This window comes from Mesorhizobium sp. ES1-1 (assembly GCF_020164785.1).
GTDB lineage: Bacteria > Pseudomonadota > Alphaproteobacteria > Rhizobiales > Rhizobiaceae > Mesorhizobium.
In genome coordinates this window covers 189,762-208,967 of the sequence record NZ_JAIUGX010000007.1, presented here as the reverse complement: position 1 = coordinate 208,967, position 19,206 = coordinate 189,762, and the positions used below count along the sequence as shown (strand labels likewise).

At 61.1% G+C, this 19,206-nt stretch carries 25 protein-coding genes; 11 read left to right on the top strand and 14 right to left on the bottom strand.

The features are described 5' to 3' along the window. Window positions 1-42: 42 nt before the first annotated feature. Together LB513_RS14350 and LB513_RS14345 are read right to left on the bottom strand one after the other, a co-directional pair. The gene (locus LB513_RS14350; protein ID WP_224664164.1) at window positions 43-564 is read right to left on the bottom strand and encodes a DUF2155 domain-containing protein; all 522 of its coding nucleotides are present in this window, start codon (window positions 562-564) and stop codon (window positions 43-45) included. A 138-nt stretch (window positions 565-702) separates the two neighbouring features. Next, window positions 703-1,101 (bottom strand): NADH:ubiquinone oxidoreductase subunit NDUFA12, encoded by a 399-nt coding sequence (locus LB513_RS14345; protein WP_224664163.1) that lies wholly within the window; start codon window positions 1,099-1,101, stop codon window positions 703-705. Between the two features lie 240 nt (window positions 1,102-1,341). Here LB513_RS14345 and panB point away from each other — a divergent pair, with 240 nt between their 5' ends. Next, on the top strand, window positions 1,342-2,175 hold the full coding sequence (gene panB, locus LB513_RS14340) for a 3-methyl-2-oxobutanoate hydroxymethyltransferase (protein ID WP_411962704.1): 834 nt from the start codon (window positions 1,342-1,344) through the stop codon (window positions 2,173-2,175). Next, window positions 2,172-3,023 (top strand): pantoate--beta-alanine ligase, encoded by an 852-nt coding sequence (gene panC / locus LB513_RS14335; RefSeq protein ID WP_224664161.1) that lies wholly within the window; start codon window positions 2,172-2,174, stop codon window positions 3,021-3,023. Before panB ends, panC begins: the two co-directional genes overlap by 4 nt. A gap of 9 nt (window positions 3,024-3,032) precedes the next feature. Here panC and LB513_RS14330 read toward each other — a convergent pair whose 3' ends face one another. Beyond that, on the bottom strand, window positions 3,033-3,386 hold the full coding sequence (locus tag LB513_RS14330; RefSeq protein WP_224664160.1) for a VanZ family protein: 354 nt from the start codon (window positions 3,384-3,386) through the stop codon (window positions 3,033-3,035). A gap of 265 nt (window positions 3,387-3,651) precedes the next feature. Here LB513_RS14330 and LB513_RS14325 point away from each other — a divergent pair, with 265 nt between their 5' ends. Beyond that, window positions 3,652-4,812, top strand: a complete 1,161-nt coding sequence (locus LB513_RS14325; protein ID WP_224664159.1) for a LuxR C-terminal-related transcriptional regulator — start codon at window positions 3,652-3,654, stop codon at window positions 4,810-4,812. A gap of 69 nt (window positions 4,813-4,881) precedes the next feature. Here the strand turns inward: LB513_RS14325 and LB513_RS14320 are convergent, their stop codons facing one another. Together LB513_RS14320 and gatB are read right to left on the bottom strand one after the other, a co-directional pair. Further along, window positions 4,882-5,370: a GNAT family N-acetyltransferase gene (locus LB513_RS14320; RefSeq protein ID WP_224664158.1), complete on the bottom strand. Its 489-nt coding sequence runs from the start codon at window positions 5,368-5,370 to the stop codon at window positions 4,882-4,884. After that, the gene (gene gatB / locus LB513_RS14315) at window positions 5,371-6,870 is read right to left on the bottom strand and encodes an Asp-tRNA(Asn)/Glu-tRNA(Gln) amidotransferase subunit GatB (RefSeq protein WP_224664157.1); all 1,500 of its coding nucleotides are present in this window, start codon (window positions 6,868-6,870) and stop codon (window positions 5,371-5,373) included. A 176-nt stretch (window positions 6,871-7,046) separates the two neighbouring features. On the opposite strand from gatB, the gene LB513_RS14310 reads away from it, so the two are divergent. After that, a complete protein-coding gene (locus LB513_RS14310) occupies window positions 7,047-7,328 on the top strand; it encodes a DUF6455 family protein (RefSeq protein ID WP_224664156.1) in 282 nt (93 codons plus the stop codon). Between the two features lie 6 nt (window positions 7,329-7,334). Here the strand turns inward: LB513_RS14310 and LB513_RS14305 are convergent, their stop codons facing one another. Together LB513_RS14305 and LB513_RS14300 are read right to left on the bottom strand one after the other, a co-directional pair. Beyond that, window positions 7,335-7,766 (bottom strand): CBS domain-containing protein, encoded by a 432-nt coding sequence (locus LB513_RS14305; RefSeq protein WP_224664155.1) that lies wholly within the window; start codon window positions 7,764-7,766, stop codon window positions 7,335-7,337. 85 nt (window positions 7,767-7,851) lie between these two features. After that, on the bottom strand, window positions 7,852-8,601 hold the full coding sequence (locus tag LB513_RS14300; protein ID WP_224664154.1) for a rhomboid family intramembrane serine protease: 750 nt from the start codon (window positions 8,599-8,601) through the stop codon (window positions 7,852-7,854). 540 nt (window positions 8,602-9,141) lie between these two features. Between LB513_RS14300 and LB513_RS14295 the strand changes: the two genes are divergently transcribed. The 4 genes from LB513_RS14295 to LB513_RS14280 all read left to right on the top strand — a co-directional run bounded on the left by LB513_RS14295 (window position 9,142) and on the right by LB513_RS14280 (window position 12,378). Then, the gene (locus LB513_RS14295) at window positions 9,142-9,774 is read left to right on the top strand and encodes a PAS domain-containing protein (protein ID WP_224664153.1); all 633 of its coding nucleotides are present in this window, start codon (window positions 9,142-9,144) and stop codon (window positions 9,772-9,774) included. 120 nt (window positions 9,775-9,894) lie between these two features. Then, on the top strand, window positions 9,895-10,512 hold the full coding sequence (locus LB513_RS14290; protein ID WP_224664152.1) for a PilZ domain-containing protein: 618 nt from the start codon (window positions 9,895-9,897) through the stop codon (window positions 10,510-10,512). 264 nt (window positions 10,513-10,776) lie between these two features. Beyond that, window positions 10,777-11,385 (top strand): transglutaminase-like cysteine peptidase, encoded by a 609-nt coding sequence (locus LB513_RS14285; protein WP_224664151.1) that lies wholly within the window; start codon window positions 10,777-10,779, stop codon window positions 11,383-11,385. Between the two features lie 240 nt (window positions 11,386-11,625). Further along, the gene (locus LB513_RS14280) at window positions 11,626-12,378 is read left to right on the top strand and encodes an NYN domain-containing protein (RefSeq protein WP_224664150.1); all 753 of its coding nucleotides are present in this window, start codon (window positions 11,626-11,628) and stop codon (window positions 12,376-12,378) included. A gap of 91 nt (window positions 12,379-12,469) precedes the next feature. Here LB513_RS14280 and LB513_RS14275 read toward each other — a convergent pair whose 3' ends face one another. After that, on the bottom strand, window positions 12,470-12,997 hold the full coding sequence (locus tag LB513_RS14275; protein WP_224664149.1) for a gamma carbonic anhydrase family protein: 528 nt from the start codon (window positions 12,995-12,997) through the stop codon (window positions 12,470-12,472). A gap of 35 nt (window positions 12,998-13,032) precedes the next feature. Further along, window positions 13,033-13,359, bottom strand: a complete 327-nt coding sequence (locus tag LB513_RS14270) for a DUF6949 family protein (protein ID WP_224664148.1) — start codon at window positions 13,357-13,359, stop codon at window positions 13,033-13,035. A gap of 106 nt (window positions 13,360-13,465) precedes the next feature. Here LB513_RS14270 and LB513_RS14265 point away from each other — a divergent pair, with 106 nt between their 5' ends. Then, window positions 13,466-14,197, top strand: a complete 732-nt coding sequence (locus LB513_RS14265) for a hypothetical protein (RefSeq protein WP_224664147.1) — start codon at window positions 13,466-13,468, stop codon at window positions 14,195-14,197. Between the two features lie 55 nt (window positions 14,198-14,252). Here the strand turns inward: LB513_RS14265 and LB513_RS14260 are convergent, their stop codons facing one another. Both LB513_RS14260 and cysE read right to left on the bottom strand, forming a co-directional pair. Next, window positions 14,253-14,456, bottom strand: a complete 204-nt coding sequence (locus LB513_RS14260) for a DUF3126 family protein (protein WP_013531334.1) — start codon at window positions 14,454-14,456, stop codon at window positions 14,253-14,255. 152 nt (window positions 14,457-14,608) lie between these two features. Further along, window positions 14,609-15,457 carry a serine O-acetyltransferase gene (cysE, locus tag LB513_RS14255; RefSeq protein WP_224664146.1) on the bottom strand — a complete coding sequence of 283 codons (849 nt, stop codon included), beginning with the start codon at window positions 15,455-15,457 and terminating at the stop codon, window positions 14,609-14,611. A 147-nt stretch (window positions 15,458-15,604) separates the two neighbouring features. Here cysE and LB513_RS14250 point away from each other — a divergent pair, with 147 nt between their 5' ends. Next, on the top strand, window positions 15,605-16,210 hold the full coding sequence (locus tag LB513_RS14250) for a hypothetical protein (RefSeq protein ID WP_224664145.1): 606 nt from the start codon (window positions 15,605-15,607) through the stop codon (window positions 16,208-16,210). Window positions 16,211-16,324: 114 nt separating this feature from the next. Here the strand turns inward: LB513_RS14250 and LB513_RS14245 are convergent, their stop codons facing one another. The 3 genes from LB513_RS14245 to LB513_RS14235 form a co-directional block, all read right to left on the bottom strand. Continuing rightward, complete coding sequence (locus LB513_RS14245) at window positions 16,325-17,092, bottom strand: alpha/beta fold hydrolase (RefSeq protein WP_224664144.1); 768 nt, start codon at window positions 17,090-17,092, stop codon at window positions 16,325-16,327. 19 nt (window positions 17,093-17,111) lie between these two features. Next, the gene (locus LB513_RS14240; protein ID WP_224664143.1) at window positions 17,112-17,675 is read right to left on the bottom strand and encodes a DUF192 domain-containing protein; all 564 of its coding nucleotides are present in this window, start codon (window positions 17,673-17,675) and stop codon (window positions 17,112-17,114) included. 121 nt (window positions 17,676-17,796) lie between these two features. Continuing rightward, complete coding sequence (locus LB513_RS14235; RefSeq protein ID WP_224664142.1) at window positions 17,797-18,393, bottom strand: cold-shock protein; 597 nt, start codon at window positions 18,391-18,393, stop codon at window positions 17,797-17,799. 214 nt (window positions 18,394-18,607) lie between these two features. Between LB513_RS14235 and LB513_RS14230 the strand changes: the two genes are divergently transcribed. After that, window positions 18,608-19,048, top strand: a complete 441-nt coding sequence (locus tag LB513_RS14230; protein WP_224664141.1) for a VOC family protein — start codon at window positions 18,608-18,610, stop codon at window positions 19,046-19,048. Window positions 19,049-19,206 lie beyond the last annotated feature (158 nt).

Here is a 19,206-nt window from a genome sequence, read left to right as displayed (position 1 = left end):
GTGCGTGATCCAACGTGTGGTGGCCGCGAGGGTTCCGGGCGGTCAGTTGGTATTCGTGGTGTCGGGATCGCCCTGATCAGGCGCGACGGTGGTCTTCGGCTTGGCAGCGGCAGCGCCGGGGGCCGGAACATCCGACTTTTGTTTGCATTCCTTCAGCCAGACGTCATAGACGGCATGCTCGACGGCGTTCAGCCCCGGGCTTTCGGCAAACATCCAACCGGTGAAGATGCGGCGAATCTTGCGGTCGAGCGTAATTTCGTCGACCTCGACAAAGGAATCCGTCTTGGGCGCCTCTGCCTGCGGCCGTGAATAGCAGACGCGCGGGGTAACCTGCAAAGCACCGAACTGTACGGTTTCGTCGATATAGACATCGAAGGTGATGATGCGGCCGGTGATCTTGTCGATGCCTGCGAATTCGGCGATCGGATTGGCGATGCGGTCGGAGCCCGCCGACGCCGGCGGTGGCGTTGCCGGCTCAGGCGAAGCCGCGAAGGCGCCCGTGCTGACGGCAAGGCCAGCGGCAAGGGCGATGCCGCCCATCGATGTCAGGCTGAAGAAGTTCATCTAGGGATACCGGTGGTTCGCGCCCGGGGTGATTCTGTCGATCGCCAAGGCTAGTCGCCGTTTCATGATCCACAAGCAGCTAAACACCAATTGTGGCGATAACGGACCGACCGCACAGCGCGGTGGGCCACCTTGTCGTTACGCGCCCGGTGTCCAGGCGTCGTAGTCGCCGGTGACCTGCGGACGATGCTGATTGGTCAGCACGGAGCCTTTCGGACGATAGGCGGCGGGGGTGCCCGTCAGGTTGGGCAGATGCGGCTTCTGCCATTCGCGCGGCTTGTAGCCTTCGCTCACAGGAGCGGCATCGACCCGATGATGGATCCAGCCATGCCAGCCCGGAGGAATCGCAGAGGCCTCCGAATAGTCCCGGTAGATGACCCAACGGCGCGTGCGGCCTTCCGAATCGATCCCGCCCTCGTAGTAGACATTACCAAGCTCGTCCTGGCCGATTTGCCTGCCATACCGCCAGGTATGAAAGCGCGTTCCCAGCGTCTGGCTGTTCCACCAGGTGAAAAACTGCGTCAGGAACATCTTCATTCCAAAAACCTCGGGCCGACGGCGCCAGTTTCCTGCTTCAGGCGTCTTATGGCGTCAGGCCCACCGGAAGGCAAGGGTTTTGCCATTGCGGGCACGGAAATGGCTCATCGAAACTGAACATGCGACCCCTGAATCTGCGGGATGACGGATGCGTGCTTGCCAAGCCTTTCGGCGCTTTCTAAAGCTCTGCGCGCCTGCAGCTATCGAACACGGCCTCGGGCCGAGGAGTGACGATTGGCCATGGATTCGCCGTCCACCGACACCCGCATCAGCCCAGAGTTAATCCGCCAAGCAAAGGGCGGCACGCCGATCGTCTGCCTCACCGCCTACACCTATCCCGTTGCTCGTCTGCTCGACAGCCATGTCGACCTGCTGCTGGTCGGCGACAGCGTCGCCATGGTCCTCCATGGCCACGCGACCACGCTTGGCGCATCGCTCGAGATGATGATCGCGCATGGCCAAGCGGTCATGCGCGGATCGACCAGGGCGTGCGTCGTCGTGGACCTGCCGGCCGGCAGCTATGAAGATTCAGTGCCACAGGCCGTTGCCTCGGCGCGACGGCTCGTCGATGAGACCGGCTGCCAGGCGGTAAAGCTGGAGGGCGGCGTCGCCATCGCCCGGCAAATCGCGGCGATCGTAGAAGCCGGCATTCCGGTCATGGGCCATATCGGCCTGTTGCCGCAATCGGTGGAAAAGGATGGCGGCTACAAGATCAAGGGGCGCACGGATGAAAACGTGGCCGACCTGTTTGCCGATGCGCTTGCCGTGGAGGATGCAGGGGCATTCTCACTGGTCATCGAAGGCACGATCGAGCACGTCGCGGCAGACATCACGCGCCGCGTCTCCATTCCAACGATCGGCATCGGCGCCAGTGCCGACTGCGATGGCCAAGTGCTCGTCATCGACGACATGGTTGGGCTGACGGTGGACCGCGTTCCGAAATTCGTCAAGGAATACGCGGATCTGCGACACGTGATCTCGCATGCCGCCGAGCTCTATGCGTCGGAAGTGCGCAGCCGGAGATTTCCGGGCCCCGCCCATGTGTTTTCGGCGGCGAACCGGAGTGATGCATGACACGTCCCCTTGCCGTCGACAGCGTCGCCGCACTTCGCGCACAGATCCGCGACTGGCGCGGCCAAGGCCTTCGGGTGGCGTTGGTCCCGACGATGGGAGCCCTGCATGACGGGCACATCTCGCTGGTCAGGATCGGGCTCGAAAGAGCCGATCGCTGCGTCGTGTCGATCTTTGTCAATCCGACACAGTTCGCGCCGAGCGAAGACCTCGACAAATATCCGCGCCAGCTCGGCCTCGACCTCGACCGGTTGGGGGCGGCCAAGGCTGACCTTGCCTTCGCACCGACGGTAAGCGAGATGTATCCCGCCGGCTTCGCCACCAAGCTTTCCGTTGCAGGTCCCGCCCTCGGCCTCGAGTCGGACTTCCGTCCGACCCTTTTCGACGGCGTCGCCACGGTGGTGGCAAAGCTCCTGCTGCAGGTAAACCCGGACGTGGCGATCTTCGGCGAGAAGGACTATCAGCAGCTTTGCGTGATCAGGCGGCTTTGCCGTGACCTCGACCTGCCTGTCGAGATTATCGGCGCCCCAACGATACGCGACGCGCATGGTCTGGCCATGTCATCACGCAACGTCTATCTCGATGCAGGCGAACTGACGGTTGCACGTCGGCTCAACACCATCTTGCGCGATACCGCGGCGAGTCTGGCAGCTGGCGCTGACGAGAAAGCCACCACGGCAGCAGCCTGCCGCCACCTCATCGCAGCCGGCTTTCAATCGGTCGACTATGTCGAGGCACGCGAAAGCCAGACGCTCGCCCCATGGCGCCGCGACCGTGAAGGGCGGCTGCTGGCTGCCGCCTGGCTTGGCAAGACCAGGCTGATCGACAATGTCGAAGTTGCGTCCGCATAGAGCGGCTGTTCATTCAGCGCCGTGCCGCTTGCGGTCTGCTGACCTTCCCGTCTTCTCTCGCTGGTTGACCGCCTTTACGAGAAGCTGGCCCAAGCCAATCCCGATGACGCCCGCCAACGCCTTCACAACCGCGTCCAAGAGCCGCGCGTGGCGGCCGGGATCGATGATCTGAAGCAGTTCGAGCACGCCGGCAACCACAACCACACAGATCAGGGCTTGATAAAGCCGATTCGGAAAGCCGACTGCGAGGGCGAGGCCCAGCAATACGTAAGCCAGGCCGCGCTCGGCGTTCGCATCGGCAAGGTGAGGCCGCATCTGGATCGGCGACAGGGTTGAGAAGACTATGATGGCGAGCAACGCCAAGGCCGTGATGCGGGACAATCTGATCATATCCCTGCATAGCCGCCGTTAGCCGACACGGCAACGCGGGATATTGGTCCGCCGATGAGGTGGCGGATGCTTGGCCGCTCGGACGCGCCATCGGCACGTTCTTCATGTGAAGCAGCCGCAGCGTTCCGAACCTTTGCAATCGACAGGCACAGCGGCATCAAAAGGTTACAGAGCAAGAGGATTGTGCGACATCGGCACAGACTTTGTGGAACCTTACTCACATCGAACACCGTGGAACATGGCTGAGCTGACGAAAAGGGATGATGGCGCCCTGCCGCGGATCGTCGAGGCAATCTATGATTCAGTTACCGACGTCGATCGCTGGCAGGCGACGCTGGATGAGATCCGCCGGCTGACGCTCGGCCGCCTCGCCATGCTGGCGGTTGTCGACACGGCCAGCAACTCGGCCCGGTTTTCGGTTTCCTGCGGCGACGCGGCGGTGCTTGAGCCGTTGCAGCGCGACTACGGGTCCGAGGTGCCTTTCCTGGCCGCTTTACCCAAGATGGATATCGACGTGCCTTTCACTGTCGACTCCATCTATGCGTTGCAGGGCCCGGACGCGCGGCAAGACTGGGTTGCAAGCCGGATCGTGCGCGAGTGGGTGGAACCCAACCGGCTGGACGATTTCTTCTGGGTGGCTCTGATGAAGCGACCCGGCCGCATCGGCACGCTGATGGTAGTGACGGACAGGGACAGGCCACAGATTTCTGACGAGGATCTCAACCTGGTTTCAGCTTTGGCGCCGCATGTGCGTCGCGCCGTGACCATTGGGGACCTCTTCGAATGCGAACGGCGCAAGGCGGACGTCTTCCGTTCGATCGTAGAGAACCTTCACCACCCGGTGCTGATCGTTTCCGTCGACATGCGGATACTCTTCGCGAACCCGGCTGCCGAAGCCCTGTTGACGGAGAGTTCGGCTGTCTCTTCAATTCGCGGGCACCTGGCGTTCGCCTTTCCGCATGCCAATACCGCAATTGCCCGCGCGGTGGAACTCGGAACGCGCGACGAGTTCGCACTTGGCCCGGCCGGTATCAATATTCCGCTCGCCAAGGCCAGCATCCCGGCGGTCGCGCATGTCATGCCATTGGCCCGGCGTGAGATTTCGGCGCGACTATCGCAGCGTGCCGCCGCCGCCATCTTCGTCACGGCCGCGGGCGCCGCGCCTATACCGGCGCTTGACGCGGTTGCCGCGCTGTTCGGGCTGACGGCGGCTGAAAGGCGCGTCGCCGGCCATATCGCGGCGGGCATGACGCGCAAGGAAATTGCCGCCGCCAGCGGTGTGTCGGATGGCACGGTCAAGTCGCAACTGGCGACCGTCTTCGACAAGACCGGGATCGGCGATCAACGTGGGCTGGAGTTGCTGATAAGGGACCTGTCGCCGCCGCTTCGATCGCGCTGACCGGCCGGAGATCGAGCCGGGTCAAATCAAAACCCGCGACAATGAACAGCCGGTTGGGCATGCCGGAATCTATCCGAGCGGCTTCTCGAAACTCCTGATCGCCAGCTTCTCATCGTCGCCAGGATCCACGTCGTCGCTTGCAGGCAGGAACCCGGCCGACCGGAAGAAGGCAATCCCGCCGCCATTGGCCTCCTCGACCTCGACGCGCAACATTTGTGCTTCCGGGAAACTGGCCTCGATCTCTTCAAGCAGAGCGCGGCCGATGCCGCGCCGCTGGAGGTCCGGATGGACGTATATCTGGTTCACCAGGATGATTTTCGCATCGGCAGTGGCAGCGGCAAAAGCCATGCCGCCAATCCTTTTGCCGTCATCGGCGACCAGGAATTCCGAATGCGGCCGCGTCAGCCGGGAACGGAGCGAGCCGATGGAATGCCAGTCATCGGTGATCTCGGTAACCCTGGCGGTGCCGTGTATGGTGTCATAGGTCGCGTGCCAGGTCTCGACCAGCAGCGTCCGCACAGCGGCAAGGTCGCGTTCTCCGGCGGTACGGACAAACACCTAGTCGATGCCCAGCTTGGCCTTGACGAGGTCGTTGACCGCCTGCGGGTTGGCCTTGCCTCCTGTGGCCTTCATCACCTGGCCGACAAACCAGCCAGCCATGCTCGGCTTGGCGCGAGCCTGCTCGGCCTTGTCGGGATTGGCAGCAATGACCTCGTCGACGGCCTTCTCGATGGCGCCGCTGTCAGTGACCTGCTTCATGCCACGGCTTTCCACCACTTCGCGCGGGTCGCCCCCTTCGGCCCAGACGATCTCAAACAGATCCTTGGCTATCTTGCCGGAGATCGTTCCGTCCTTGATCAGATCAATGATGGCGCCAAGCTGATCAGGCGAAACCGGTGCGTTTTCAATGTCCTTTCCGGCCTTGTTCAATTGTCCAAGCAGATCGTTGATGACCCAGTTGGCGGCCAGCTTGCCGTCGCGACCGGCGGCCACCTTCTCGAAATAATCCGCGATCGACTTTTCCGAAACGAGGATCGAGGCATCGTAGGTCGATAGGCCGAGCGAGGAGATCAGCCGCGCCTTCTTGTCGTCGGGCAGTTCCGGCAGGCCTTTGGCCAAGGCATCGACATAGGCCTGGTCGAATTCAAGAGGCAGAAGATCGGGATCCGGGAAATAGCGATAATCGTGCGCTTCTTCCTTGGAGCGCATGGAGCGCGTCTCACCCTTGATGGGGTCGTAAAGCCGCGTCTCCTGGTCGATCTTGCCCCCGTCCTCGAGGATGGCGATCTGCCGGCGCGCTTCGAAGTCGATGGCCTGGCCGATGAAGCGGATCGAGTTCATGTTCTTGATCTCGCAGCGGGTCCCGAACTCGCCGCCGGGCCGACGGACCGAAACGTTGACGTCGGCGCGCAACGAGCCTTCATCCATGTTGCCGTCACAGGTGCCGAGATAGCGCATGATCGTGCGCAGCTTGGTGACATAAGCCTTCGCCTCATCGCCCGAACGCAGGTCGGGTTTGGAAACGATTTCCATCAGCGCGACGCCGGAGCGGTTGAGGTCGACATAGGACATGGTCGGGTGCTGGTCGTGCATCGACTTGCCGGCATCCTGCTCCAGATGCAGCCGCTCGATGCCGACCTCGATGTCCTCGAATTCGCCCTGGCGGTCCGGTCCGACCGAGACGATCACGGTTCCCTCGCCGACGATGGGCTGCTTGAACTGCGAGATCTGGTAGCCTTGCGGCAGGTCGGGGTAGAAATAGTTCTTCCGGTCGAAAACCGATTTGTGATTGATCTGGGCCTTCAGCCCCAGACCCGTCCGGATCGCCTGCTTGACGCATTCCTCGTTGATGACAGGAAGCATGCCAGGCATTGCCGCGTCGACCAGGCTGACATTGGCGTTGGGGGCAGCACCGAAAGCAGTCGAGGCGCCGGAAAACAATTTTGCTTGCGAGATGACCTGCGCATGCACTTCGAGCCCGATGATGATTTCCCAGTCCCCGGTGGCGCCGGGGATCAGGCGTTTTGCGTCGGGCGTGCGGGTATCGATAAGGGTCATGGCGATCCGGATACTATTGTTCACGATGTCTGGCGCTGTCGGCCAACAAAATCAACCGTTGGCTAGATCAATCGGGGCGGACTGGCAAGGGAGACGACGCCGTCCGGCCTGTTGACCTGGATCAATGTCTCCGCACGCCCGCATGGCACGATCGCCAACAGGCAGGAGTGACCCGAATGAACTTTGTCGACTACCTGATTTCAGTGGACGCCAGGACAGCCCTGTTCGGTCGCATGATGCGGAAGCTGGGACTCGTCCAACAGTTGAAGCATGTTGCCGACCACGCGGCCGTGACCAACCGTGCGGTTGACCGATGTCGTGCCTGCGGCCATCAAAACGAATGCGCCGCCTGGCTCGAAGAAAGCCTGCAGCCGCAGTCGCCGCCGGACTATTGCCGCAACGGCGACCTCATCGCACGCCTTCAGCACGTTGCCGGTGCAGGTCGAGCCGACAGATAAGCGACGTCACGCCGTGGCGATGTAGGCCCTGATTTCGTCGGCTTCGCGCTCCACATCCTCGATGCGCCGCTTGACCACGTCGCCGATGGAGACGATGCCGTCCAGCATTCCGTCTTTTTCAACCGGCAGATGGCGGAAGCGGCCACGCGTCATGATCTCCATCACCTCGTTGACGGTGTGGTTCTCGTTGCAAATCTTGACCTTAGGCGTCATCGCCGAACGCACGGCGATATCAAGCGCGGCTGCGCCTTCCCTGGCAATGACGCGCACGATGTCTCGTTCCGAGAGAATGCCGACGATCTTGCGATCGCCATTGGTAATGACCAGCGCGCCGATCTTGTGTTCGGACAGGATGCGAATGGCCTCGCTGAGCTTTTCGTTCGGCCCGAGCGTCAGCACGTCGTGGCCTTTTCGTTCCAGAATTGCCTTAACCGTCATGGCGTCCTCCTCTGCTTCGCCCGCCGGCCCCTGCCCCAACCGGCACGCGCAAGTGTGAACATCGTGCGCCGCGATCGGCTGTATTTCAAGTGCGGTGGTTGGGGCTCTCCCATTCAGGCGCAGACCATCGCCTGTCGAACCAACGCAGGCCGAGGAAGCCGGCGAGGAAGCCGCCAATGTGGGCCTCCCAGGCGATTTGCCCGTCAACCCCCGATCCAATGCCGATCAGGCCCGTGACCAAGTTTATCACCATCCAGATGGCGAGGAAGGTCATCACGCTCCGTGTTCGCAACGCCGTCGCGATCGGCAGAGGCGCTCCTGCGAAAGCCGCCTTGCCGGCAGATCGGTCGATGCGGAAACCAAAACGTGCGGCCGCCCCCATCATGCCCGATATGGCGCCGGAAGCGCCGACAAGCGGTGCCTCGCCGTAAGGATGCACGGCCCAGAACAGCACGACGGAAGCCAAGCCGGTGACAGCGAAAAAAATGGCAAACCGGAGCGCTCCCAAGCGGTTCGCCAAGGGCGAACCAAATGCGGCAAGCCAGACCATGTTGATGGCGATATGGGCAAAGCCGCCATGCATGAAGGCATAGGTGAACGGCCTGGAAAACAGGAACCAGTCGAAGCCATACTGGCCGGTGTAGAGGACGGGAATGAAGGCGCCATCGTAAAGCAGTGTCAGTTGCTGGTTCTCGGTGAGCACATGTTGCTGCAGCAGATAGACGGCTGCGCAGATGGCGATAACCGCCAGAACGACTGGCGGCAGATTGAACACAGGCTCTCGCCCCGAGCTGGGCTCCGGTTCGACCTCCGAAGGACCTCCGGTTTCGCTCATGTGCTTCGACAATCGGTGGGGATATCTGTTCTAGCGGCCATTTACGCCGCTTACCCACAAATTATGGCCAACGCCAGCCGATCCGCGCCGTCATCGTCTGCGGCGACCGGAGAAAAATCGCCGATCGACCCTGAAGGAACAAGATGCTTGCCATTATTGACCATGTGTCCGCCGGCCCCGCTTCCTGTCAACGCAGCACATCAGGCCGCATCAAAAAAGCGAATCATGAGGGGCGAATCAAAAAATGGCCGCTCAAGGTTTCCCTTGAACGGCCGGCCGAGCCCCCTGCTCCCCTAAAAAACTCTTAACGAAGTGCTGTTGACCGTCGCGAAACGATCGCTTCTGAAGTGGTTTTAACGTGTCATCGAGATCGCTCCAGCGCAACGTAAACCAATCGTTAACCTTAACGGCCCCCACCCGTGAACAAGTGTTAACGATGCTGGCACGCTTCCTGCTGCGCGACGCATGTAAGTCATCGGAGGGCGCCCCTTCTGTTCACCGACGGGACACAAGACGACAGATCGTGCGGAGCTGCCTAGCATGAAACAGAACGGATCGATCACGCTGTTCCAATATTGGAATCGGCTGCGTGACGGACGCTCGGCACCCAAGCGGTCTGAAGTCGAGCCTGCCGATATCAAGTCGCTGCTCGCGGACACCTTCATTCTGGAGCGGGACACACGCGGGCAAGCCGTGTTCCGGCTGGCCGGTACCAGGCTCTGTGCCTATTATGGACGTGAACTTAAAGGGTTCTCGTTTCCATCGCTGTGGCGGGAAAAGGATCAGAGGCTTGTGGCGCGGCTGATCCACGGCGTTTTCGAGCAAAAATCGGTCGTGGTCATCCACCTAGAGGGTTTCAGCCGAAGCGGCCGATCCAACAAGTTCGAATTGCTCGCCTTGCCGCTCGACGGCGGTGTCGAGAACCCGCGTTGCCTGGGCGTCATTAGCGCGGTGGAAAAGCCGTTCTGGCTGGGTGCCGATCCGATCACGGATGCATTGATCGATTCCATCCGGGTTATAGATCCGGAGAAAGAGCTGACGAGCAACCGGTCGGCGATCGATGTCCCGTCGCTCGTGCCCGATGAATTCGAGGCGCCGGAGACGATATCGACGCTCGGTCGGGCGCGGCGCATCCGCCATCTCGTCGTTTTCGACGGCGGACGTGAAGAATAGGCCGCAAATCCTGAAGTCACCGGGCCGGCTTTTTCCCTTTGTTAACCTGCTTTGTTGTAGTTCTTCGATGGAGTTCCCCGCATCGGCGCGCGGAAATGCCAAATGGGGGTGTAGGCGGTCATGAGGTCAACGGCGGTCGATCACGCGCCGTCCCAAGCTGAAAGGCGCAACTTTCAGCGCGTCCGGGTCAAGATCTATGGCCGCTTCATGCTGGAAGACCGCACCGAGCACCCCTGCCAGGTCGTCGACATGTCTCCGGGCAATGTAGCACTTCGAACCGAGACCATCGGGACGCCCGGCGAAAAGATCATCGCCTATATCGACCATATCGGCCGTATCGAAGGTGTCGTCACACGCACCCTGCCCGACGGCTTCGCCATGACGGTCATCGCGTCGGACCGCAAGAAGGACAAGCTTGCCGCGCAGTTGACCTGGCTCGCCAACAAGCACGAGCTCGACCTCCCGGAAGACCGACGTCACGATCGTGTCGCGCCGCGCAATCCAACCAGTGTGCTGCAGCTCGCCGACGGTCGCCAATACCAGTGCCGCATTATCGACCTGTCGCTTTCCGGCGCGGCAGTCGAAATCGAGGTCAAACCCGCAATCGGTGTCCAGGTCCTGCTTGGCACCATGCGCGGGCAGGTCGTTCGACATTTCGAGGACGGCGTCGCTATTGAGTTCGCTGTCATTCAGCGTCCTGAAACGCTCGATTCCGAATTCAGTCCGCCGGGCACCTGACAGACGGCACGAGAAGCACCAAGCCGGCCCCTCGCGGCCGGCTTTTTTGTTCCAAGCGCCCATTGGGAGCATTCAGGAATTGAAGGCAAGGTCTCATAGTGCGCCGCAGGCGAGCTGGTGGCCACGGGACTCAACAATTTAATACTTAAATGATTCAAATTTTATGCTTATTCTATTGGCGTTTTACTCAATATCTGCTTCGCGCTTTTGCGTCAAATAAATCCACATCTGGCAATGTCTCCTTCGAACGGGGAGACTGCAACAATGAAGAAAACGAGGGGCATGCTGTTGCTGGTGGCGATGGCAATCCAGTTTTCCGCCTTGGGTTCTGCATATGCCGCGGGACCGACCTACATGCATACCGGCGGACGTACCACGCAGCCTGTTGGTCACTATGAGTTTTGCCAGCGCGTGGCTGGCGAATGCAGGCAGATGACCCGCAAGGGAGCCCCGGTTGAACTGACCCGCAAGCTCTGGGCGACGATTGTCAACATCAACAATTCAGTGAACAGCAAGGTTAAGCCGCGCACCGACATGGCGAACTACGGTGTCGATGAATACTGGGCCTATCCCGAGAATGGCTACGGCGACTGCGAGGACTACGCGCTGGAGAAGCGCCGTGAGCTCATGGATGCTGGTGTACCCGCCGGCAATCTGTTGATGACTGTGGCGCGCCAGCCGAATGGCGACGGTCACGCCGTTTTGACCGTGCGCACCAGCCTGGGCGAGTTCATCCTCGACAATCTCGAGACCAAGGTCCTGTCCTGGACGGACACCGACTACACCTACCTCAAGCGCCAGTCGGATCAGAACTCCGGCGTCTGGGTCACGATCAATGACGGCCGTTCCGACGCGGTCGCCAGCGTCCGCTGAGGACGCGGACGCATGTCGTTCAAACCGGGTCTCGACCTGGGATGATGGCATGCGTGGAACAGAGTTCCAGCGCGCCGCCCGAATGCGACACGCCGACGAGAAACCCGGTCGAGCCCCCACCCTCCCCGTCCCCAACGACCGGGTCAAGGAGCCGGCCCCGTCCCCGGGCCGGCTCCGCCTTTCGGCGCGACTGTGCTTGGCGGGCGGTTCATAGCGCTTAACATGCCAGGAAACTGTCCGATGCCAACCAAAAGTGGCTTGCCACGCCTTGCCGTTCTTATCGACGCCGACAATGCGTCCGCCAAGATCGCCGACGGTCTCTTCCAGGAGATTGCGAAGATCGGCGAGGCAAGTGTGCGCCGGATATATGGCGACTTCTCCAGCGCGCATTCCAAGGGATGGGCGGAACTCCTGGCGAGGCACGCGATCATTCCGCATCAGCAATTCGCTTACACCAGCGGCAAGAATGCTACCGATATCGCACTGGTGATCGACGCCATGGATTTACTTCACAGCGGTCGCTTTGACGGCTTTTGTCTGGTTTCATCCGATTGTGACTTCACCAGGCTGGCTTCGCGGATCCGCGAACAAGGCGTCGCTGTATTCGGGTTCGGCGAAAAGAAGACCCCGGAGAGTTTTCGGCTAGCCTGTCGCCGCTTCATCTACACGGAGGATTTCGAGCGAAGCCCGGTGAAAATTCAGGGAGCGGTACCGGCAGCAAAAACGCTCAAACTATCGAGCGCAGCGACGCCCATGCTCAAGAAGGTTATCAGCCAGATGGAAAGCGAAGATGGCTGGGTACCGCTAGGTGCATTCGGAAAACAGCTCTCAACTCTGTTTTCAGATTTCAAACCTCGCGCCTATGGCTTCAGCAAACTAAGCGATCTCGTAAAGGGTACTGCCGCATTTGAAATCGAAACGACCAAAGCCGGGGCAATGCGGATCCGGACAAGGGACGCATTTTCGAGAAAGTCTGGAAGCACAGTCGCGTAGGCGACGAACCTAAAGAAGTAACGCCGCATCTGGACAAACTTTAGGACAGTAGCTGACACGGTGATGGCATTGGTGCAGTGCTTATTGCGTGTCAGGCCGCTGTCAGCCCATCCCTGAAGCGTTTGCCGTTGGCGACATAGTGTGCCGCCGAGCCGCGCAGCTTGGCCACTGCTGTGTCGTCCAGCGTCCTGATGGCTTTCGCGGGCGAGCCGACAATCAGTGAATTGTCCGGAAATTCCTTGCCCTCGGTGACCAGTGCGCCGGCTCCGACCAGGGAGTTCCGGCCGATCCTGGCGCCGTTCAACACGATGGCTCCCATGCCGATCAGGCTGTTGTCGCCGATGGTGCAGCCATGCAGCAAGGCACGATGGCCGATCGTGCAGCCCTGGCCAATGGTCAATGGGAAGCCGGGATCGGTGTGCATGACGGTGTGCTCCTGCACGTTGGTGTCGTCGCCGATCGTGATGGGCTCATTGTCGCCGCGAATGACCACACCGAACCAGAAGCCGGCATTGCGGCCAACGCGAACATCCCCGATCAGGGTCGCATCTGACGCCACCCAGTTGCTGTCGGCATCGGCGAAGCTCGGCTGTTTTCCATCGATCGCATAGAGCGGCATTGTCGTCTCCGAATCGTCTCTCAGGCAGGAAGTCCTCAACCTAGGAGGCGGACTGCCCATGAGGCAATGGCGAGCACGACGACGCCCAGGGCCAATGTCCAGGCGATGGCCGTGCAGGCGCAGGACATCAGCATCAGCAACGAAATGCGACCATCGCGCCGGGCATCGAGGGCATCATTGAAAAGCATGAACGGGCCGGCACAGGCAGCCGCCGCAAGCGAGCGCAGCACATGCGACGGCGACAGATAGGGTTCGGCGAAGGCGAGCTTGCGGCCGGATATCGACTCCATCATGGATCCGAGCAGCCCGCAGGCCGTCAGTCCGACGACAAAAGCGAAGAGAGTGGGTCCCAGCGAGATCATCTTTACTATCCGTTTACCATGAAATCGCACAGTCGATCCATATCCCCGCAAGAGCCGTGCCACAGGAAATGTGCCGGCAGGGGACAGGCGGGATCCGAGGAGCAAGATGAAACAGGCTACGATCGCCGATGGTGCCGAGCCCACCGTCGTTGATTCCAGGCTGATGAGGCGGGTGTTCCAGACTTTCGCGGCGCTGGCCGTGCTGTCCATCGCGATCAGCCTTGGCGGCAAATGGTTCGGCCGTTCGATAGCGATGGCGGGATATACCGACGACCAGACGATCCACAAGGTGGTGATCGGCAACAATGTCATGGCCGTGCCGGCCAATGCCATCCGCTTCGAACAGGCCCGCCGCGACGGCATCGCATCACGGCTCGACCTCTACCTTCGCTACCCCCAAATGACCGGCTACAGCGAGGCGGCGCGCGATGATTTCAACCACACGGGGACGAGCAAGACCATCATCTTCATGACCTTCGAACAGCGTGTGATGTCGCGCGACATGAGCGGCCGCTTCGCGCCGATCTATAGCGCCCTTATCACCCAGCCCGGCGTTCCGGGGCCAGGCGGGACGACTGTATACAGCTTCAACGAGAAGTCAGGTTATATGAACGAGGAACTGATTGTCGGTAAGCGCACCGGCAAGGAGCCGTTCGTGGCCCGATGCCTGGGCGGGCCGAGCGCCGACGAGTCGCTGGCGCCTTGCGAGCGAGACATCCATGTCGGCGAGGATCTCAGCCTCACCTACCGCTTCCCGAAGGAATTTCTCGGAGACTGGCAGGCGCTCGACACGTCGATCGAGTCGCAGGCCGCACGCATATTGAAGACGGAACATTGAGTAACATGGGGAGCAAGCCGGCCGCGCTTTACGCGGATCCGGCCAGCCATCCGCCTCAGGCCAGATCGATGTCCAGGATAGCCATCGAGAAATTATAGTCGCCGTCGTCCTCATCCTTGAAGACGATGCCGAGGAACTCGTCGCCGACATAGACCTCGGCCGAATCGTCCTTGCGCGGCCGTGCCTTGACCTCAAGCTTGGGGTTCTGGAAGACGCGCTTGAAATAGGCGTCCAGCTTTCTGATTTCGTCAGGCTTCAACAGTCTTCTCCGATCATCGGCTTGCTGGTTTGAACGGCGCTTCTGGCACGTCGACGATGGCGATGTAAAGGCAAGCCGGCGCTATTGCACCGCAACGACGTCGCCGCCGGGCGCGTCGCAACCACCCTAGGCAACGCGCCGGGCGTGGAAAATCAGATGTCGAAACTGACCACCTGATCCATCTTCTTCGATGGCAGAAGCTGGTCCATCTGACGCGAGGGCTGGTCACAGCCGGTCTCGCCGACGACGCGGGCGGGCACGCCCGCGACCGTCTTGTTGTGCGGTACCGGCGACAGCACTACGGAACCCGCCGCGATTTTCGAGCAATGGCCGATTTCGATGTTGCCGAGGATCTTGGCGCCGGCGCCGATCAACACGCCGTAGCGGATCTTGGGGTGACGGTCGCCGCCGGCCTTGCCGGTGCCGCCCAGCGTCACGCCGTGCAGGATCGACACATCGTCCTCGATCACCGCGGTCTCGCCGACGACGAGACCGGTGGCATGATCGATGAAGATGCCTTTGCCTATTCGGGCAGCCGGATTGATATCGGTCTGGAAGACCGAGGACGAGCGGCTCTGCAGATAGAGGGCGAAATCCTTGCGGCCCTGGTTCCATAGCCAGTGCGCCAGGCGATGGGTCTGGATGGCGTGAAAACCCTTGAAATAGAGCACCGGCATGATGAACCGGTCGCAGGCAGGATCGCGATCATAATAGGCCTGGATGTCAACGCGCACCGTCGTCGGCCAATCCTTGTCGTCGGCCAGCATCGACTTGAAAGTCTGGCGTATCAGGTCGGAACCGATGTCCTGATGGGCAAGCCGCTCGGCGATCCGGTGGATGACCGCCTCTTCGAGACTGTCCTGGTTGAGGATCGTCGAATAGAGGAACGCCGCCAGCAACGGATCCCGGTTGACCGCCTCCATGGCTTCATCGCGGATCGAACGCCAGATCGGATCGACAGGCTGCAAAGCGCTGTGCCGGGAAATGCTGATGCTGTTCATCGCCGTCTCGTCCTGCGTGCTGCCAGGCATGCCTACCGTGCTTGCCTCTTGTCCCGCCGCACATATAAGGCAGATCATGGCACGATTGAACTCAATTTTCCTTAGTGCTGTGTCAAATGGATTTGGTTCGCGGGAATTCAAGCAGCCATGGAAAACGAACCCTTGATGGATGACGCGCTGAAAGGCGCAGTTTCGTCACTCTACCGGGCCGAAGGCCGGCACTATCACAACCTTGCCCATGTAGAGGCCATGCTGGCGCTCGCCGCCGACTATCGGGAGCTCCTGAGCGATCCGGAGGCTGTCGAGGCGGCGATCTGGTTCCATGATGCGATCTATGACAGCAAGGCCAAGGACAACGAGACGCAAAGTGCTGACCTTGCCCGGAGAGAGCTCTCCGGGCGCGCCGATGCCGCTCGTCTTGACCGCGTCATGGCCATGATCGCCGCGACCGTCACGCACGACCTGCCTCATTTTGAAGATGCGGCCGCTACACGCGATGCCGCTTTCTTCCTCGACATGGATCTGTCCATCCTGGGCGCCGCGCCGAATGCCTTCGACGCTTACGAGCAGGCGGTGCGCCGGGAATATGGCTGGGTGGAAGAACCGATGTGGCGGGCCGGCCGTGGCGCTGTGCTGAGGAATTTCCTCGGTCGGCCGCATATCTTCCACACGGAGGAATTTCGACAGCGCTTCGGCCCTCCGGCCCGGCTGAACCTGCTACGGTCGCTGGAGCGACTGGATGCGATCAGGTAAAGGCGCCACAACGGCCAATACGACTGATCGTTTGCCGAATGTCTTGCGGGCGACGGCGCCCGGCATAGCTGCCCTTCCCCTTGCCCACCGTGCACGTCTGTGCCGGGCTATCTCTCAGAGCGGATGTTGCGCGTAAAACTCTAGCGCGTTTTGCTTGAACGTCTTGTCCCCAACCGCCAGCATATGGTCGCGGCCTTCGATGTGAAAGGCACGGGCATTGGGCATGAGCGCCGCCAGCTCATCGGGCGAGCCGCCGATATCATCGCGGGTTCCAACAGCTATCAGCGTTGGCTGCGCGATACGGGCGATATCGTCGGCGCTCAACAGTTCGCGCGAGGCGACAATGCAGGCGGCCAGCGCGCGCCGATCGCTGCGGGTCTGATCGGCGAAGGCACGAAAGGCGCGGCCGCGCGGATGGGCGGTCGCGGCCGGGTCCTCGGCCAACAATGCCGCGGCGATCGGATCCCAATCGCCGACGCCATCGACCATTCCTATGCCGAGGCCGCCCAAGACCAGCGTCGCCACCTTGTGCGGGTCGGACAGTGCCAGGAACGCCGCAATGCGAGCGCCCATCGAATAGCCCATCACATGGGCGCGCTCGATGCCCAGGTGATCGAGCAAGGCGGCGGCATCGGACGCCATTTTCGCCGGCGTATAGTCGGCCTCTTCATAACTCTTCGACGATGAGCCATGGCCGCGATTGTCCAGGGCGATGGCACGGTAGCCCGCCTCGTTCAACGTCTTGAACCAACCCGGCGATACCCAATTGACATAATGGCTCGAAGCAAAACCATGGATCATCAGCACCGGGTCGCCCTCTCCCGACGCCGGCTGGCGGTCGAGGAACGCGAGATCGAAGCCGTCATGCGAAAAAAACTGCATCGCCATTAAGTCCGCGCGCTCAGTCGGAATCGACATTGGGCGAATCGCCCTTGTCCGCGGGCGGCACACCGGCGCCCGCGGCGCCCCCTATGGCCGGGTGGCGCAGCAAGTCGCCGGCGGCGATGCCGTCGCTCGCCGCCGTCCCCGCTTTTAGCTCCAGCACGAAGCGCACCGGCTCGCCAGGCGAGATCACTGCTTCAGACAGAGGTTCGCCCTGCTTAATGGCGCGGATCCTGCCGTTCTGGCCGATAAAGACGAGGTCCAGCGGCATCGGCGTGTTCTTCATCCAGAAATTGACTTCGCGTGTCTCCTCGAAGACGAACAGCATGCCATGATCGCTGGCCATGTCCTGGCGAAACATCAGACCGGCCTCGCGCTCCGCCTCGGTGTCCGCGACCTCGATCGAGAACGAATGTTCGCCGCCCTTGGTAACCGCGACAAGCGGAGCCGGGTCGACCGGAAGCATCATCGCCTGGCCATCGGCGACGCTGGGTTTCTGAAAGTAGAAGAAGGCGCTTACCGCGACGATGACGGCGATCGCAGCGACCATAACGCCCGCCGTCAGCCAGTTCCTGTGTGCCATGCAAATCCTCGACCGGACAGCGTCCTAGACCACGAACCCTAAAAGGGAAACCGGGTTTCCGACAAGATCATGGTCAAACGAAGGGAAGAGCATCACCCCGCATGCGGGTATGGAGCCCGCGCTAATGCGAGACCGGCAGGGTCCCGACGTCTGGATGAATTTCGGCCGCCATCAGGCCCTTGTCGCCACGGCCGAAGCGAACGAGCACGACCTGCCCCGGACGAAGCTCGGTGATGCCGTAATGGCGCAAGGTCTCCATGTGAACGAAGATGTCCTCGGTGCCCTCGCCGCGTGTCAGAAACCCAAACCCTTTGGTGCGGTTGAACCATTTGACCAGAGCGCGCTCGAGACCGCTTTCCGGCGTCACCGCGACATGCGTGCGCTGCTCCTGCATTTCCGCTGGGTGGACCGCGGTGGTGACATCCATGGACAGCACCCGGAAAGCCTGCAATCCGCGATCGCCTTGCTTGACGAGGCAAACCACGCGCGCACCTTCCAGGGCGGTCTGAAAGCCGTCTCGTCGCAGACATGTCACATGGAGGAGAATATCGCCCGAAACACCGTCATCGGGAAGGATGAAGCCATAGCCCTTGGCAACATCGAACCACTTTATGGCGCCGGCTATTTCGAGCAATTCAGCGGCATGGCCGCCTGCGTCTTGATGCAAGGCCTCGCCAAGGGGTCCGTCCCGGCCCGTCAAAGAGGCCTTTTCCCCCATTAGAATGCCCCCTCTTTCCAGAACACCGCAACTGATTCTTACCGTCAGATTAACACTGTGGCTTCCGGTCTGTGCAAGACCTTCCGTGCCTTTTTTTACGGTTCGACGGCGGTATACCGGATTTGTTCTTTGTCGGCATTGCTGCCTCCGCACGATTGCCCTTTGTGCCGGCCAACCGTATGTTGCGCCGCAAACCAGTCATCGAGGAAATCATATGCGCTATCTGCACACCATGGTCCGCGTCGCCGATATCGACGCATCGCTCGATTTCTACTGCGCCAAGCTTGGCCTCAAGGAGGTTCGCCGCTTCGAAAGCGAGCAGGGTCGCTACACCCTGATCTTCCTTGCCGCGCCGGAAGACGAACAGAGCGGCATCAACGAAAAGGCGCCGCTGGTCGAGCTGACCTACAATTGGGATCCGGAGGACTACAAGGGCGGGCGCAATTTCGGCCATCTCGCCTATGAGGTCGACGACATCTACGAAACCTGCCAGCGGCTCCTGGACATGGGTGTCACCATCAACCGGCCTCCGCGCGACGGCAACATGGCCTTCGTCAAGTCGCCGGACGGCATCTCGATCGAGCTTCTGCAGAAAGGCCCAGCCAAGGAAAAGGCCGAGCCGTGGGCCTCGATGGCCAACAGCGGGAGCTGGTAGCCGATCCCGTCATCTTGAAGCGAGGCGGCCGGGGTAAAAGCCGGCCGCCTTTGCGATCGCGGGTCGCGCCACCTATGTTGGCGCACACCGCGCCCTGCCGTCAGCCAGCGCCAAAAACAATTCCAGAAAGTGTCAAGCGGTGTTTGCGGAGAACTGTG

What these genes read in the sequence shown, in the direction of transcription:
- LB513_RS14350 (WP_224664164.1), bottom strand. Translation starts at nt 564, where the DNA reads ATGAACTTCTTCAGCCTGACATCGATGGGCGGCATCGCCCTTGCCGCT.
- LB513_RS14345 (WP_224664163.1), bottom strand. Translation starts at nt 1,101, where the DNA reads ATGAAGATGTTCCTGACGCAGTTTTTCACCTGGTGGAACAGCCAGACG.
- panB (WP_411962704.1), top strand. Translation starts at nt 1,342, where the DNA reads ATGGATTCGCCGTCCACCGACACCCGCATCAGCCCAGAGTTAATCCGC.
- panC (WP_224664161.1), top strand. Translation starts at nt 2,172, where the DNA reads ATGACACGTCCCCTTGCCGTCGACAGCGTCGCCGCACTTCGCGCACAG.
- LB513_RS14325 (WP_224664159.1), top strand. Translation starts at nt 3,652, where the DNA reads ATGGCTGAGCTGACGAAAAGGGATGATGGCGCCCTGCCGCGGATCGTC.
- gatB (WP_224664157.1), bottom strand. Translation starts at nt 6,870, where the DNA reads ATGACCCTTATCGATACCCGCACGCCCGACGCAAAACGCCTGATCCCC.
- LB513_RS14310 (WP_224664156.1), top strand. Translation starts at nt 7,047, where the DNA reads ATGAACTTTGTCGACTACCTGATTTCAGTGGACGCCAGGACAGCCCTG.
- LB513_RS14305 (WP_224664155.1), bottom strand. Translation starts at nt 7,766, where the DNA reads ATGACGGTTAAGGCAATTCTGGAACGAAAAGGCCACGACGTGCTGACG.
- LB513_RS14300 (WP_224664154.1), bottom strand. Translation starts at nt 8,601, where the DNA reads ATGAGCGAAACCGGAGGTCCTTCGGAGGTCGAACCGGAGCCCAGCTCG.
- LB513_RS14295 (WP_224664153.1), top strand. Translation starts at nt 9,142, where the DNA reads ATGAAACAGAACGGATCGATCACGCTGTTCCAATATTGGAATCGGCTG.
- LB513_RS14290 (WP_224664152.1), top strand. Translation starts at nt 9,895, where the DNA reads ATGAGGTCAACGGCGGTCGATCACGCGCCGTCCCAAGCTGAAAGGCGC.
- LB513_RS14285 (WP_224664151.1), top strand. Translation starts at nt 10,777, where the DNA reads ATGAAGAAAACGAGGGGCATGCTGTTGCTGGTGGCGATGGCAATCCAG.
- LB513_RS14280 (WP_224664150.1), top strand. Translation starts at nt 11,626, where the DNA reads ATGCCAACCAAAAGTGGCTTGCCACGCCTTGCCGTTCTTATCGACGCC.
- LB513_RS14275 (WP_224664149.1), bottom strand. Translation starts at nt 12,997, where the DNA reads ATGCCGCTCTATGCGATCGATGGAAAACAGCCGAGCTTCGCCGATGCC.
- LB513_RS14270 (WP_224664148.1), bottom strand. Translation starts at nt 13,359, where the DNA reads ATGATCTCGCTGGGACCCACTCTCTTCGCTTTTGTCGTCGGACTGACG.
- LB513_RS14265 (WP_224664147.1), top strand. Translation starts at nt 13,466, where the DNA reads ATGAAACAGGCTACGATCGCCGATGGTGCCGAGCCCACCGTCGTTGAT.
- cysE (WP_224664146.1), bottom strand. Translation starts at nt 15,457, where the DNA reads ATGAACAGCATCAGCATTTCCCGGCACAGCGCTTTGCAGCCTGTCGAT.
- LB513_RS14250 (WP_224664145.1), top strand. Translation starts at nt 15,605, where the DNA reads ATGGAAAACGAACCCTTGATGGATGACGCGCTGAAAGGCGCAGTTTCG.
- LB513_RS14245 (WP_224664144.1), bottom strand. Translation starts at nt 17,092, where the DNA reads ATGCAGTTTTTTTCGCATGACGGCTTCGATCTCGCGTTCCTCGACCGC.
- LB513_RS14240 (WP_224664143.1), bottom strand. Translation starts at nt 17,675, where the DNA reads ATGGCACACAGGAACTGGCTGACGGCGGGCGTTATGGTCGCTGCGATC.
- LB513_RS14235 (WP_224664142.1), bottom strand. Translation starts at nt 18,393, where the DNA reads ATGGGGGAAAAGGCCTCTTTGACGGGCCGGGACGGACCCCTTGGCGAG.
- LB513_RS14230 (WP_224664141.1), top strand. Translation starts at nt 18,608, where the DNA reads ATGCGCTATCTGCACACCATGGTCCGCGTCGCCGATATCGACGCATCG.